Annotated in this window: 12 protein-coding genes; 2 read left to right on the top strand and 10 right to left on the bottom strand. The window is 72.0% G+C overall.

Annotated elements, in window-relative coordinates; genetic code table 11:
• Nucleotides 1-12 precede the first annotated feature (12 nt).
• Both VF289_RS10325 and VF289_RS10330 read right to left on the bottom strand, forming a co-directional pair.
• Nucleotides 13-846: an aldo/keto reductase gene (locus VF289_RS10325; protein ID WP_330883732.1), complete on the bottom strand. Its 834-nt coding sequence runs from the start codon at nt 844-846 to the stop codon at nt 13-15.
• Between the two features lie 77 nt (nt 847-923).
• A complete protein-coding gene (locus VF289_RS10330) occupies nt 924-2,291 on the bottom strand; it encodes an alpha-L-fucosidase (protein WP_330883734.1) in 1,368 nt (455 codons plus the stop codon).
• A gap of 173 nt (nt 2,292-2,464) precedes the next feature.
• On the opposite strand from VF289_RS10330, the gene VF289_RS10335 reads away from it, so the two are divergent.
• Entirely contained in the window at nt 2,465-3,997 is a 1,533-nt protein-coding gene (locus tag VF289_RS10335) for a M81 family metallopeptidase (RefSeq protein ID WP_330883736.1), read from the top strand.
• A gap of 194 nt (nt 3,998-4,191) precedes the next feature.
• Nucleotides 4,192-5,280: a hypothetical protein gene (locus VF289_RS10340; RefSeq protein WP_330883738.1), complete on the top strand. Its 1,089-nt coding sequence runs from the start codon at nt 4,192-4,194 to the stop codon at nt 5,278-5,280.
• A gap of 554 nt (nt 5,281-5,834) precedes the next feature.
• On the opposite strand, the gene VF289_RS10345 is transcribed toward VF289_RS10340, so the two are convergent.
• The 8 genes from VF289_RS10345 to VF289_RS10380 form a co-directional block, all read right to left on the bottom strand.
• Entirely contained in the window at nt 5,835-6,566 is a 732-nt protein-coding gene (locus VF289_RS10345) for a GntR family transcriptional regulator (protein ID WP_330883823.1), read from the bottom strand.
• A gap of 273 nt (nt 6,567-6,839) precedes the next feature.
• Nucleotides 6,840-7,880, bottom strand: a complete 1,041-nt coding sequence (locus VF289_RS10350) for a Gfo/Idh/MocA family oxidoreductase (protein ID WP_330883740.1) — start codon at nt 7,878-7,880, stop codon at nt 6,840-6,842.
• The gene (iolB, locus tag VF289_RS10355; protein WP_330883742.1) at nt 7,877-8,773 is read right to left on the bottom strand and encodes a 5-deoxy-glucuronate isomerase; all 897 of its coding nucleotides are present in this window, start codon (nt 8,771-8,773) and stop codon (nt 7,877-7,879) included. Before iolB ends, VF289_RS10350 begins: the two co-directional genes overlap by 4 nt.
• A gap of 24 nt (nt 8,774-8,797) precedes the next feature.
• Nucleotides 8,798-9,766 carry a Cgl0159 family (beta/alpha)8-fold protein gene (locus VF289_RS10360; protein ID WP_330883744.1) on the bottom strand — a complete coding sequence of 323 codons (969 nt, stop codon included), beginning with the start codon at nt 9,764-9,766 and terminating at the stop codon, nt 8,798-8,800.
• The gene (gene iolC, locus VF289_RS10365) at nt 9,763-10,785 is read right to left on the bottom strand and encodes a 5-dehydro-2-deoxygluconokinase (protein WP_330883746.1); all 1,023 of its coding nucleotides are present in this window, start codon (nt 10,783-10,785) and stop codon (nt 9,763-9,765) included. Before iolC ends, VF289_RS10360 begins: the two co-directional genes overlap by 4 nt.
• Nucleotides 10,786-10,932: 147 nt before the next feature.
• A complete protein-coding gene (locus VF289_RS10370; RefSeq protein ID WP_330883748.1) occupies nt 10,933-11,322 on the bottom strand; it encodes a tautomerase family protein in 390 nt (129 codons plus the stop codon).
• 25 nt (nt 11,323-11,347) lie between these two features.
• Nucleotides 11,348-12,370: a sugar phosphate isomerase/epimerase gene (locus VF289_RS10375; RefSeq protein ID WP_330883750.1), complete on the bottom strand. Its 1,023-nt coding sequence runs from the start codon at nt 12,368-12,370 to the stop codon at nt 11,348-11,350.
• Nucleotides 12,371-12,428: 58 nt separating this feature from the next.
• The gene (locus tag VF289_RS10380) at nt 12,429-13,622 is read right to left on the bottom strand and encodes a Gfo/Idh/MocA family oxidoreductase (protein WP_330883752.1); all 1,194 of its coding nucleotides are present in this window, start codon (nt 13,620-13,622) and stop codon (nt 12,429-12,431) included.
• Nucleotides 13,623-13,700: the final 78 nt, after the last annotated feature.

Consider the following 13,700-nt stretch of genomic DNA (forward strand, 5'->3'; position numbering starts at 1 on the left):
CCGATCAGCGGCTCAGAAGCCGGGGTTGGCGGGGTCGGCGCCGATGCGGCCGTCGGCGCGGTCCAGGCCGTTGATGCGCTGGACCTCCTCGGCGGTGAGCGTCAGCTCCGCCGCGGCGAAGTTCGAGACGATCCGCGCCGGGGTGACCGTCTTCGGGATGACCACGTTCCCGATCGCGAGGTGCCAGGCGATGATGACCTGACCGGAGTCGGCGCCGTGCGCCTCGGCGATCTCGGTGATCACCGGGTTGCTGAGGATGTCGCCGCCCTGGCCCAGCGGCGACCAGGCCTCGGTGACGATGCCCTTCTCCGCGTGGACCGCACGGAGCTCGGCCTGCTGGAACTCGGGGTGGAGCTCGATCTGGTGCATCACCGGGACCACGCCGGTCTCGGCGATGATCTCCTCGAGCTGCTCGATCGGGAAGTTCGAGACGCCGATGGACTTCGCCTTCCCCTCCTTCTGCAGCTCGATGAGCGCCTTCCACGACTCGAGGTACGTCCCGCGCTGGGGGCTGGCCCAGTGGATGAGGTACAGGTCCACGTAGTCGGTGCCGAGCTTCTCGAGCGAGGTCGCCAGCGCCTCCTTCGCGGAGTCGAAGCCCTGGTCGCCGTTGGCGAGCTTGGTGGTGACGAACAGGTCCTCGCGGGCGACGCCGGAGTCGGTCACCGCGCGGCCCACGCCGCCCTCGTTCTGGTAGCCGGCGGCGGTGTCGATGTGGCGGTAGCCGGCGGCGATGGCCTGGACGACCACGTCGGCGGCGACCTCGTCCTCCACCTGCCAGACGCCGTAGCCGAGCTGCGGGACGGAGCGGCCGTCGTGGAAGGGGATGGCGGGAACTGCAGACATGCGAAGCCTCCTGGGTATGCGGTTGCTCGGCCAGCCTATGTCTGACGGGCGTCGGCGTGCAGGGACCAGCCGGTCGGTCAGTCCTGCGGGGCCCGACGGGCCCGCATCGGCAGGGCGCGCACCGCCACCGCCCCATCGCCCCCGTCTGCCTCCGGACCGATCGTCACCGCCCCCTCCCCCGACACCTCGGCCATCTCGCGCACCGCGACGCTGACCTGCGCATCCAGCGTCACCGGCCCCGCGGCCGGATCGAGCAGGAAAACGTTCAGCACCTTCCGCCCGTCGGCCGCGCGCCCGAGCGTGAACCGCACCCCGGGCGGCGGGGTGCGCACCGCCTCGTGGAACCAGGGGCGGGTGCCGTGGATCGCCGCGCCGTGGAGGGCGAGCCAGTCCCCCAGGCGCTCGAGCGCGGCGGACTGCAGCGGCGGGATCGACCCGTCGGCCCGGGGCCCGACGTTGATCAGCAGGTTCCCGTTCTTGGAGACGACGTCCACGAGCAGGCGGATCAGCGAGTCGCCGTCCAGGGCGTGCTCGGCCGATTCATCGGCGTTGTACCCGAAGGAGAGCCCCAGGCCACGGGTGGATTCGAAGACGTCGTCCTGCACGAGGTCGATGTCCTGGTACTCGCGGGTGAGCACCCCGTGGACGGGCACGCCCCAGCGGTCGTTGACCATGCCGTGCGGAACGGCCCCGAGGTGATCGCGGAAGAGCTGCTGGAGGGAGTCCGGGCCGTCGTGCTTGCCGGCGTCGGGCCAGTCGATGTCGTTCCACAGCAGGTCAGGGGCGAAACGGTCGATGAGCTCGCGCAGCTGGGCGGCGGTGAAGGCGGCGAAGGCTGGGTCGTTGCGGCGCAGCGCGAACAGGTCCTCGTTCGAGCTCAGCGGCGGGAAGTCGCTGACATGCCAGTCGTGGGCGCCGGAGTAGTAGAGCCCCAGCCGCAGCCCTGCCTCTCGTGTCGCGGCCGCGAACTCGGCGATCAGGTCCCGGCCCGGGCCGCGGCGGGCGGCGGTGAAGGGCGTGGTCGCGGAGTCCCACAGGCAGAAGCCGTCGTGGTGCTTGGTGGTGGGGACCAGGTAGCGGGCCCCGGCGCGGGCGGCGAGGCCGACGATCTCCTCCGCGCTGCCCTCCGCCGGGTGCCAGTCGTCGGCGAAGTCCTCATAGGAATGGCCCACGCCGTAGCGCTGCTCGTGCCGGTTCCTCGTGGGGCTGCCCTCGATGCGCACGGTGTTCGCGTACCACTCGGCGTACTGGTGGCGGGCGTAGGCGGTCTCGGCGGTGACGTCGCTGCGGTCCAGCACGTCGGCCCAGGCGGGCACCGAGTACAGGCCCCAGTGCACGAACAGACCGAGCTTCGCGTCGCGGTACCAGTCCGGCACGGCGAGGTCCGGGTAGGCGCTCGCGGGAGCGGCGCCCGCGGGGCCGTGACGGTCATCGAAGCTGATCATGAGTCTCCTTCGGGCGGGCCGCTGCGACAGATCCGAGCCGGGATGCCCGGGATCGTCCGGCACGAGGACCTCGGGGGTGGCGACGACTGGCGGCGGTGGCATCCCCTGGCGGCGGCACTGCGCGGATGCGAGGATGGCCCCACGTTATCAACCGCTTAAGCACCGGAGCTCCCATGTCTGCGCCGACGCAGCCCCCGTCCGCTCTCCCCCGGACCGCTCGCCCCCGCCTCGGCATCGCCGGGATCGCGATCGAGTCCTCGACCTTCACCCCCTACCGCTCCGGCGCCGAGGACTTCGAGGTGCGTCGCGGCACCACGCAGATCCTGGACCGCTACCCCTTCACCGTTCCGGACGCCGACTACGTGGGAGTCCTCCATGCGCGCGCCCTGCCCGGCGGCCAGCTGCACCGCGAGGTCTACGAGGGCTGGAAGGCCGAGATCACGGACGGTCTCGCCGCCGCGATCGCGGAGGCACCGCTGGACGGGTTCTTCTTCGACATCCACGGCGCGATGAGCGTGGTGGGCCTGGATGACGCCGAGGGCGATCTGATCACCGCGATCCGCGCCGTGATCGGCCCGGAGGTCGTCGTCGGCACGGCGATGGACCTGCACGGCAACGTCTCCCACACCCTCTTCGAGGCCTGCGACCTGCTCACCTGCTATCGCCACGCCCCGCACATCGACGCCTGGGAGACCCGCGAGCGCGGCCTGCGCGACCTGGCCGAGGCGGCCGCGCGGGTGCGGGACGGCGGCGCACGTCCCGCGAAGGCGCTGGTGCACGTGCCGATCCTGCTGCCCGGGGAGAAGACCTCCACCCGCATCGAGCCGGCGAAATCGCTCTACGCCCGCATCCCCGAGCTCACCGCGCGCGACGGCGTGCAGGACGTGTCCTACTGGATCGGCTTCGCCTGGGCGGATCAGCCCCGCTGCCAGGCCGCGATCGTCGCCCACGGGGACAGCGCCGAGGCCGTCCGGGCCGCGGCGCTCGAGCTCGCCACCGCCGTCTGGGAGCAGCGCCACGCCTTCGAGTTCGTCGCGCCGACCGGCACCTTCGAGCAGTGCCTCGAGCAGGCGATCACCTCCAGCTCACGGCCCTTCTGGATCTCCGACTCCGGGGACAACCCCGGCGCCGGCGGGGCCGACGACACCACGCACGCCCTCGCCCAGCTCGCCGCCCGGCCCGAGATCCGCTCGGGGGAGGTGAGCGCGCTGATGGTCTCGCTGGTCGATCCGGCAACGACCGACACCGCCTGGGATGCGGGCGTCGGCGGGCGGGTCGATGTGCAGGTGGGGGCCAGGATCGACGCCCGGGCCCCGGGCCCGGTGCCGCTGCTCGTCGAGGTGGCGGCGCTGGATGAGTCCGGGCCGACGGGCCGCGCCGCTGCACTGCGGGTGCTGGACGGAGGGCGACCGACGGGCCTGACCGTCGTGGTGACGGGCCGGCGCTCCCAGTGGGCGACCCGGTCCATGTTCGCTCGGCTCGGGCTGACGATGACCGGCGTCGACATCGTCACCGTCAAGATGGGCTACCTCGAGCCCGAGCAGTACGAGGCCGCCGCGGACTGGCTGCTGGCCCTGACCCCGGGCGGCGTGGACCAGGACCTGCTGCGCCTGGGCCACTCCCGGATCCCGCGCCCGATGATCCCCTTCGACGCCGAGATCCCGGCGCCCACGGCGGCCGATGTGGTCGTCGGGGGCGGGGCGTAGGCACCGTCCGCAGGGAGGTCGTCGGGACTGGGCGTAGTCACCATCCGCAGAGCCGTCGTCGGCCCCTCGCCATCCTCCCGTGCCGGTGCATTCCCAGGGAACTCCAGGCTCGGACCCGGCGGGCACGGAGGCACTGCCGTCACTCTCGTGCAGCGCCCGGACTCTCGGGCGCCTCCCTCACCGGAAGGACCGACGTGAGCACTTTCCGCCGCCTCCTCGGCACCGCACAGAAGGCCCTCGACGCGAAGAGCTCCGGCTCGTCCTCGTCCTCCCCATCGCAGGGCTCCGACTGGCGCTCCCTCGTGCGCAATGCCGCCGACACCCTGACCGGGGACAGTTCTCCATCCCAGCACTCGCGCGGACCCGGCTCCACGCGCGATGCCGCTTCCGGGCGGGATTCCGCCCCTTCGCGGGACTCCGCTCCTTCGTGGGATTCCGCCTCTTCGCGCGGGCCAGTCGTGGGCATCCCGACCACCTCCATGCCCTCGTTCGGTGACCGCCAAGCCGCCGGCGGGACCGGCCGCGGCGCAGACTCCGCAGCGTCGGCCGACGCCCCCGCCGCGGACCTCTCCGAGACGGATCGCCGTGCGATCGCGCGTTACGACTACCTGGTGCGCACCGCGGAGCCCGACCAGCTCGAACGAGTCCACCGTGAGGCCTTCGAGAAGCTCACCCCTCAGCAGCGCACGCAGCTCACCGACACGATGCGCTCCGAGCTGCCCGAGGGCGAGCGCCCCCGCACGGACGCCCCGCAGGACCTCGCCCGCTCCGCGACCCGGCTCGGGGCGCTCGATCCTCGCCGGCTCACTCGCCTGCTCGGCCGCTCCAGCGGTGACGGGCGCGGGCGGGGCGCCTCCGCCCACGGCACGGGAGCACGCGGTGCCGGTGCGCTCGGTGCGGGCGCGCTCGGGGCCGGTGCGCTCGGGGCGGGCGGACTGCTGGCCGCCGTCGCAGGCGGCGCAGTCGTCACCTCCGTCGGCGGCTCACTGCTGCAGGACGCCGTGGGCGCGGGCATCGACATCGACTCCCTGGCCCCGGATCTCGCCGGTGAGCTGGGCGGGCTCACCGAGGGGCTCGAAGGGTTCGGCGAGTTCGAGACGATCGAGGGCCTCGAGGGTCTCGGCGGCCTCGACGAGGGGATCGCCGGAATCGACGGGGCCGCCGACGGGCTGGGCGGCATCACCGACGGACTGGGCGGCACGGTCTCCGGCGCCGGGGAGCAGGTCTCCGGCCTCGGCGACCGGATCTCCGACCTCGGCCTCGGAGATCTGTTCGGCCGCTGAGATCCGCACCAGCCCCGCCCCGGGGCGCCGCGGAAGCACGCGACGAGGCGAGGAATGCGCGGTTCTCAGCCACTTCCGGCGCGAAAGTGGTTCAGATCAGCGCATTCCTCGCCCCCGCGAAAGCACCGAGGCAGCGGGGGCGCCGGGACGACCGGTGCCATCGGCGTGAGCGCAGTCCCGCGGTTCGACGATCGGGAGCACGCCACGAGGCGAGGAATGCGCGGTTCTCAGCCACTTCCGGCGCGAAAGTGGTTCAGATCAGCGCATTCCTCGCCCCCGCGAAGGCACCGGGGCAGTCGAGGCATCGGGATGACCGGTGCCATCGGGGTGAGCGCAGTCCCGCGGTTCGACGAGCGGGAGCACGCCACGAGGCGAGGAATGCGCGGTTCTCAGCCACTTCCGGCGCGAAAGTGGTTCAGATCAGCGCATTCCTCGCCCCCGCGAGGGCACCGGGGCAGTCGAGGCATCGGGATGACCGGCACCGGCGCCCGGCTGCCTCAGGAACCGCAGGCCGACTCAGGAACCGCAGGCCGACTCACGAACCGCAGGCCGGCTCAGGAGTCGACGAGCGTGACCTCGAAGGAGTAGCGCGAGGCGCGGTAGACGTGGAAGCCGTACTCGACCACGGAGCCGTCGTTCGCGAAGGACTTGCGCTCCATGGTCAGCAGCGCCGCGCCGAGCTCCTCGTCGAGCAGCTCCGCGTGCTCCTCGTCGGCGACCGTCGCCCCGATCCGCTCATGAGCCAGCACCGTGGTGATGCCGGCCTCGCGCAGGCAGGCGTAGAGCCCGTTCGCGGCGAGCGCCTCACGGGTGGGGGCGATCCGCTCGGGGATGGTGTTGCGCATGACGGCCAGCGGTTCGTCGTCCGCGTAGCGCACCCGGATCAGATCCAGCACCTGCTCCCCCGGCGCGAGCTGCAGGCGATCCACGGCCTCCGGCGAGGGGCGGCCGATCCGGTACTCGATCACCTCGGTGCGGGGCGCCTTCCCGGCGGTACGCAGGTCGTCGTACAGCGAGGTCAGAGCCACCTGGCGGTTCACCGGTGCCTGGATCACCTGGGTGCCCACGCCGCGCTTGCGCACCAGCATGCCCTTGTCCACGAGCTCCTGGATCCCTTGGCGGACCGTCGGCCGCGAGAGGCGCAGCCGCTTGGAGAGCGCGAGCTCGTTCTCCAACCGGCTGCCGGGGCCCAGCACGCCGCTGCGGATCGCGTCCTCGATACCTCCGGCCAGCTGCAGGTACAGCGGGGTGGAGCTGTCGCGGTCGACGGTGAGGTCGAGGGTGATCGGGCCGTTCGCGGCGGCTGCGGCGCCGGTTGCGGTGGCCGCTGCGGCAGTGCCATCGGTGGCGTCGGCGTCGGTGGCGCCGGGAGTGCCATCGGTGGCGTCGGTGGCGCCGGAAGTGCCATCGGCTGCGGTGTCATCGACGGGGAGGGTGGTCTCACGGTCCACGGCGAGCTCCTTCGGATCGGGGCCGGGCCGCTGCGATGCGGTCCCACCGGCGGGCGGAGCGGACCTGATGCGCTGCAGGTCCGCTCCAGAGGATACGGGCCGGCCCGGTCAGGCCGGCCGGTTCTGCAGAGCCACCTCGACCGGGCCGTCGGCCGTGAGGGACTGCTCGGCAGCCTCGCACACCGCGGCGGCGACGTATCCGTCCCAGGCGGTCGCCGAGCGGGGCGCGACGAAGGAGCCGTCGGCCACTGCGGCGATCCAGGCCTGGACCTCCGCGTCGTAGGCGGCGACGAAGCGGGGCCGGAAGTCCAGCGGCACCTCACCGCCCCAACGGGAGCCGGTCTGCTGGGTGGTGACCATGCCGGTCTCCTGCCCGATGGTGGCCGCGCCCAGCGATCCGACCAGCTCGGTGCGCACCTCGTAGCCGGCGTCGGTGCTGACCCACAGCTCGTCGGTGATCACGGTGCCGGAGGCGGTGCGGAACAGGAACAGCAGCGGGTCGTGCAGGCCCTCGGGCGCCTTCTCGGAGCTGCGCGGCATGACCGTCTGGACCGAGACCGCGGGCTCCTCGAGGAAGAAGGAGATCGCGTCGATCTCGTGCACGGCCGAGTCGTAGACCATGTGGGTGTCGGTGAAGCCGGGCAGCACCGAGGCGTTGCGGTGCTTGCAGTTCAGCAGCAGCGGGGCGCCGAGGTCGCCTGCCTCGAGCGCGTCCTTCAGCTCGCCGTAGCCGGCATCGAAGCGGCGCATGAAGCCGAGCGACACGGAGGCGCGGCCGGCCTCGTGCTCGGCGCGCACCACGTCGAAGGCGTCCGCGGAGTTCATCGCCAGCGGCTTCTCGCACAGCACGGGCTTCCCGGCCGCGATGCAGGCCAGCACCTGTTCGCGGTGGAACTGGCCGGGGCTCGCGATGAGGACGGCGTCGACGTCGTCGGCCGCGATGACCTCCTCCGGGGTGTCCACGACGCGGGAGCCGGGGGCGGTGGCGGAGACCGCCTCGGCGGTCTCGCGCAGGTAGTCGCTGATCACGCTGATGCGGGCGCCCTTGGTGCGGCGGGAGATGCGTTCGACGTGGTCGGCGCCCATCCGGCCCACGCCGATGATGCCGACGCGGATGTCCTGCGGGGGTGCTGACTGCTCTGCGGTCATCGGGTCTCTCCTTCGAGTCGGGGGTCGATCCCGGCCGTCTCCCAGGTGCCGCGCACCCAGGTCTGCTCGGGATGGTCGGTGATGTTCCAGGCCCGCTCCGCCTCGGGGCCGGCCATGACGTTGAGGTAGTACATGTCGTGCCCGGGGGCGGCGGCGCAGGGCCCGTGCCAGCCGTGCGGCACCAGGACGGCATCGCCGCTGCGCACCTCGGTGAGCACGTCGATGGGCTTGTCATCGTCGCTGGCGGTGGTCTGGTGGAAGCCGAAGCCCGGGGTCCCGCCGGGGGCGGGCTGGATCTCGTAGTAGTAGATCTCCTCGAGCTCCGATTCGCGATGCTCGCCGTCGTCGATCGTCTCGTCGTGCTTGTGCGCGGGGTAGCTGGACCAGTTGCCGCCGGGGGTGATGACCTCGCAGGCGATGAGACTGTCCATCTGGTCGAACACGCCGACGGTGCCGAAGTTGCGGACCTTGCGGGTCATGGTCCCGCCGCCGCGGATCTCGACCGGGACGTCCTCGGCCCGGATCAGGGCGACCGGATGGTTGCCGGTGGCCACGGCCGTGGCGAGCGCGAAGCGGCCACCACCGGCGGAGGCGATGGTCAACTGGGAGCCGACGGGCACGTAGAGCACGTCGGTCGCGGAGGCGAACACGTCCTCACGGCCCCGCAGCGCGTGGGTCTCGCCGCCGACGGAGACCTCGCAGCCGCCGTTCAGCGGCACGATCATCGCCTCGACGCCGTTCGCGGTGACGACCTCGCTGTCGCCGGGCGCGAGGGCGAGCACGCGCAGACCGGTGTGGACCCAGCCCTCGCGCGCACCGGGGTCGATGATCGTCTCGTAGCTGCCGCGACCGGTGGAGCCGGCGGGCAGGTGGAACTGCTCGTTCGTGGTCATGCTGCTCTCCTCTCGAGGGGCCGGTCAGCGGATCATGTCGACCGAGGCGCGCACCGCCGCGGTGACATCATCCCCGGCCGGGTACAGCAGGGTGCGGCCGACGACCAGCCCGCGCACGTTCGGGCGATCCAGGGCGCGCTTCCAGGTGGCCCGCAGGGTCTCGGGATCGTCGTCCGCGGGGTCGCCCCCGAGGATCAGGGTGGGCATGGTGGTCGCGTCCATGACGCGCTCCATGTCCTCCACCGCCGGCAGCTTCAACCAGGTGTAGGCGCTGGTGGCGCCGAGCCCCTGGGCGATGTGGATGGATTTGATGACGGCCTCCGGGGAGAGGTCGTTGATGACCTTCGTGCCGGGCCCGCCGGGGCGGGAGGACAGGAACGGCTCGACCATCGCGATCAGCTCGTGGCGGGCGAGGTCGGTGACGGCGTGCGCGCTGGCCTCGAGGATGAAGGAGGTGCGGTCGTCGTCGAGGTCGATGCGGGTGAGCATCTTCCCGCCGTCGAAGCCGGCCGCCTTGATCGACGCCGCGTCGTAGGCGGTGAAGCGGTCCTCGATCTCCCAGGAGCCGCCCTGCAGCCCGCCGCGGTTCATCGAGGCGAACACGACCTTGTCCTCCAGGGCGCCCATCACCAGCAGGTCCTCGAGGATGTCGGCGGTGCCGAGCACCCCGTCCACCCCGGGCACGGCGAGCGCCTCGCGCATCCGGTCCAGCAGCTCGGTGCGGCTGGCCATCGCCTGGCCCCGCGCGCCGACGCCCAGGGCGCCGCGCGCGGGATGGTCCGCGGCGATGATCATCATGGTGCCGTCGGTGTCGGCGACGGTGCGCCGCCGACGGGTCGCGGCGAGGCGGGCGAAGCGGCCCGGATCCTCGATGCGGACCCTCGTGACGTCCTCGTAGGTGGAGACGAACTCCGTGGAACCGGCCGACGCCGTGGTGCCGGCCGACGCCGTGGTGCCGGCGGTGAGGTCGGTGGAGGCGGTGCTGGCGCTCATGCCTGCTCCGCCCCGACCGTGCCGCGGCTGCGCAGGGCGCTGAGCATCTGGTCGACCGTCTGCCCGTGGTTGGGGTCGCCGCCCCCGATGAGCAGGTCGATCTCCTCGGTGGTGGGCATCGCGGTCGAGCACTCCAGGCGGCTGGTGACGATGGCGCCGGCCGCGTTGCAGCGGGTGAGCGTCTCCTCGAGGGACTGGCCGGTGAGCAGGCCGTGGCAGAGCGAGCCGCCGAAGCTGTCGCCGGCGCCGAGGCCGTTGATCACCTGAATGAGGTTCGGGGCGACCACCACGTGCTCGTCGGCGGTCTTGCCGAGCACGCCTCGGGGGCCCTGCTTGACGATCGCGATCTGCACGCCCGCCTCGAGCAGCGCGTCGGCCGCCCGCTCGGGCTCGGTCTCCCCGACGGCGACCTCGCACTCCTCCTTGTTGCCGACGGCGACGGTGGTGTGCTTCAGGGCCTCGCGGTACTGCTCGCGGGCCTCGCCGGGGCTGGACCAGAACATCGGCCGGTAGTCGAGGTCGAAGACGGTGTGCGCGGTGCGGCCGCGGGCCTCGAGCGCGGCGAAGTGCGCGGAGCGGCTGGGCTCCTCGGACAGGCCGGTGCCGGAGAACCAGAACAGTGGGACGTCCCTGATGGCCTCGAGATCGAGGTGCTCGGGAGCGACCTGCAGGTCCGGGGCGCTGGGCTTGCGGTAGAAGTACAGCGGGAAGTCGTCCGGAGGGAAGATCTCGCACAGGGTGATCGGGGTGTTGAGTTCGTCGTTCTTCACCACGAATCGGCTCGCGACCCCCAGCCGCTCCATCTCCTTGACCACGTACCGGCCGAAGGGATCATCGCCCACGCCGGTGATCACTCCGGGCTGGTGGCCGAGCCGCGCCGCCGCGACGGCGACGTTCATGGGGCTGCCCCCGAGGAACTTGCCGAAGCTGTAGATGTCCTCGAGCCCCTTCTCGATCTCCAAGGGGTAGATATCGACGCCGCTGCGTCCGAACGTGATGATGTCGAGGTCTGCTGCCATGGGTCTCCATGCCTCCCTGCGTCGAAAAACCTGGGTCGGTGCCGTGTGTGACTGCTGCCGTGCCCGACGGTCCGGCGGATGCTCCCATGATCCCACGAGCATCAGTCTTTGTCCAGACAAATGGCGGTCAATGTCTGGCAGTGCTGTTCACAGCTCGCCGGTGAGGAACTGTGCGCGGCCGTGACCGAAGGACCAGTCCTCGCGGTCGTTGTGGACCACCGAGACGATGAGGTCCTCCGGCCGCACCAGCCCTGCGGCCGCGAGGCGCTCGGCGAGCGCGGCGTAGATGGCCGTCTTCTGCTCGGTGCTGCGGCCCTGCTGGGTGACGTGGACGATGACCACGCCGTCGCTGCGCTCGATGCCGAGCCCGGTGTCCTCGGCGATGATCGAGCCGACCGGCAGGGCCTCCACGATCTGGTAGCGGTCGCCGGGCGGGGCGTCGAACAGCTCGAGCATGACCTCCTGGACGATGTCGGCCATCTGGCGGGACTGCTCGGGGGTGCGGACGTCGTGCTGGGTGATGCGGACGAGAGGCATATCAGGGTCCTTTGTCGTGGCCGGGTCAGGCGCCGGCGCGCTCGGCGGCGGCCAGCAGGGTGCGGGCACCCCGCTCGAGTCCCTCGACGTTGCCGAAGGCGGCGTCCTCGTGCTCGATGTTGATGTTCAGATCCGGGTTCACGGCCGCCAGGGCCCCCAGGAACCGGGCCCAGTAGTCCGCGTCGTGCTCCCCGAGCGCGGTGCGCCCGTCGCCGAGGGCCACGAATCGCCAGGCCGGGTCCTCCGGCCAGGTGGAGCAGTGGTGGCCGATGCCGGTGGGGGTGCGCTGCGCCGGGTCCTCGGGGACGGGGTCGAAGGCGGTGTCGAGCACGCCGCGCACCGCGGCGCCCGGGAGCACAGCGGCGTCCTTGGCATGGACGTGGGTGATGTGCGTGCCCAGCCGCTCGATGCAGGCGATCGGATCCATCTGCTGCCAGAACAGGTGCGAGGGGTCGAGGTTCACACCGATGTTCGTCGGCCGGACGAGCTCGACGAACCGCTCGAAGGTCGGCGGGGAGAACACGAGGTTGCGGGGGTGCATCTCGAGGGCGACCTGCACGTCATGCTCCCGCGCGAGCGCGTCGATCTCCTTCCAGAAGGGCACGGCGACGGACCACTGGTAGTCCAGGATCTCCAGGTCGATGCCGTTCCAGGGGTTCACGATCCAGGCGGGGTAGCGGGCGCCGGGATCGGTGCCGGGGGTGCCGGACATGGCGACCACGTCGCGGATCCCGAGCTTTCCGGCGAGCTCGATGGTGCGGCGCAGGTCGTGAGCGTGCGGGAGTCCTTCGGTGGGCAGTGGGGACAGCGGGTTACCGGAGACGGTGAGGCCGGTCAGGGCGATGCCCTGGGCGTCGAAGATCGTCAGGTAGTCGGCGCGGGCCCGCTCGCTCGACAGCAGGAGGTCGACGTGGGCGTGGGGCGCGGGGATGAACCCGCCGGTGTTGATCTCCGCGCCGCTCAGACCCGCCCGGGCGAGCACGTCGAGCGCCTCCTCGAGGGTGCGGTCCTGCAGGCAGGCGGTGTATGCGCCGTAGGTGAAGGCCATGGCGGGGTTCCTTTCGGGATCTGTGCGAGGGGTGCGCGGCCGACGAGCGGCGGGGCGGTCAGTCGATCGTGATGGCCGCGCCGCCCTCGGCGGCGGAGCGGGCGACGGCGTCGAGGATGCGCATCTGGCGGTAGCCGTCGGTGAAGCTCGCGCAGCGCGGCAGCGCCCCCTCGGTGATGCCCGCGACCTGCTGCAGGAAGGCGTGGGCCTGGTAGGTGAACTGCTCGATCTGGTTCAGGCCCACGCCGCCGAAGGCCATCGAGGAGCCGTTGCCGAAGTAGGGGAACTCGGGGTTGACGAGCACCTGGCGCAGGCCGCCGAGCCCGGCCGGCGAGGACCCGTCGGCGATCTGGATCTCGCCGGTGCGGTCCAGGGACCAGCTCGCGGTGCCGCCGGTGCCCAGCACCGTGAGGGCCTTGTAGTTGGGCAGGCCGCGGGCCACGCGGGAGACCGAGAAGGTGCCGGCCGCGCCCGAGGCGAAGCGGGCGGTGAAGGTGGCGACGTCGTCGTTCTCCACCTTCTCCTTCGGGGCGTCGGAGGCGGCCGCGACTCCGCGCCCGCCGGCGACGGCGCCGCTGGCGACGGGACGCTCGGTGATGGTCTGCACCAGCTGCGCCCCGGAGACCTCGACCAGCGGGCCGAGGATCAGCTCGGCGGAGTCGACCAGGTGGGAGCCGACGTCTCCGAGCGCACCCGAGCCCATCGGCCCCTTGTAGCGCCAGGCCATCGGCACGTTCTCGTCGGCGCCGTAGTCGCACCAGTAGCGGGCGTCGAGGTGGGCGACCTCGCCGAGCGCGCCCTCCTCGGCGAGCTTGGCGAGCATCGCGATGCCGGCGTTGCGGCGGAAGGTGTACCCGGTGGCGAGCACCAGGTCCGGGTGCTCCTGCTCGAGGGCGGCCATCGCCTCGGCATCCTCGAGGGTGCCCGCCAGGGGCTTCTCGCACAGCACGTGCTTGCCGGCCGCGGCCATGGCCTCGGCGATCTCGCGGTGCAGCGCATTGCCCACCACGATCGAGACGATGTCGATCGAGTCATCACCCGCGACCTCGCGCCAGTCGCCGACGGCGCGCTCGTAGCCGTAGCGGGCGGCGGCGTCCTCGGCGAAGGGCAGGTGCGCGTCGGCGATGGTGGCGAGCCGCACCGGCGGCAGCCCGAGGTCGTAGACGGTGCCGGCCTGACGCCAGGCGTTCGCGTGGGTCCTGCCGGCCATGCCGGCGCCGATCACGGCGACGGAGAGCGGAGCGGAGGTCATGGTGAGGGTCCTTTCGGGGGTCGGAGAGAGCTTTCGGGGGTCGGACGGTGCTCAGCGGGGAATCTGCCAGCTCTGCGG

Origin of the sequence: Brachybacterium sp. (assembly GCF_036379615.1) — a bacterium.
Classification (GTDB): domain Bacteria; phylum Actinomycetota; class Actinomycetes; order Actinomycetales; family Dermabacteraceae; genus Brachybacterium.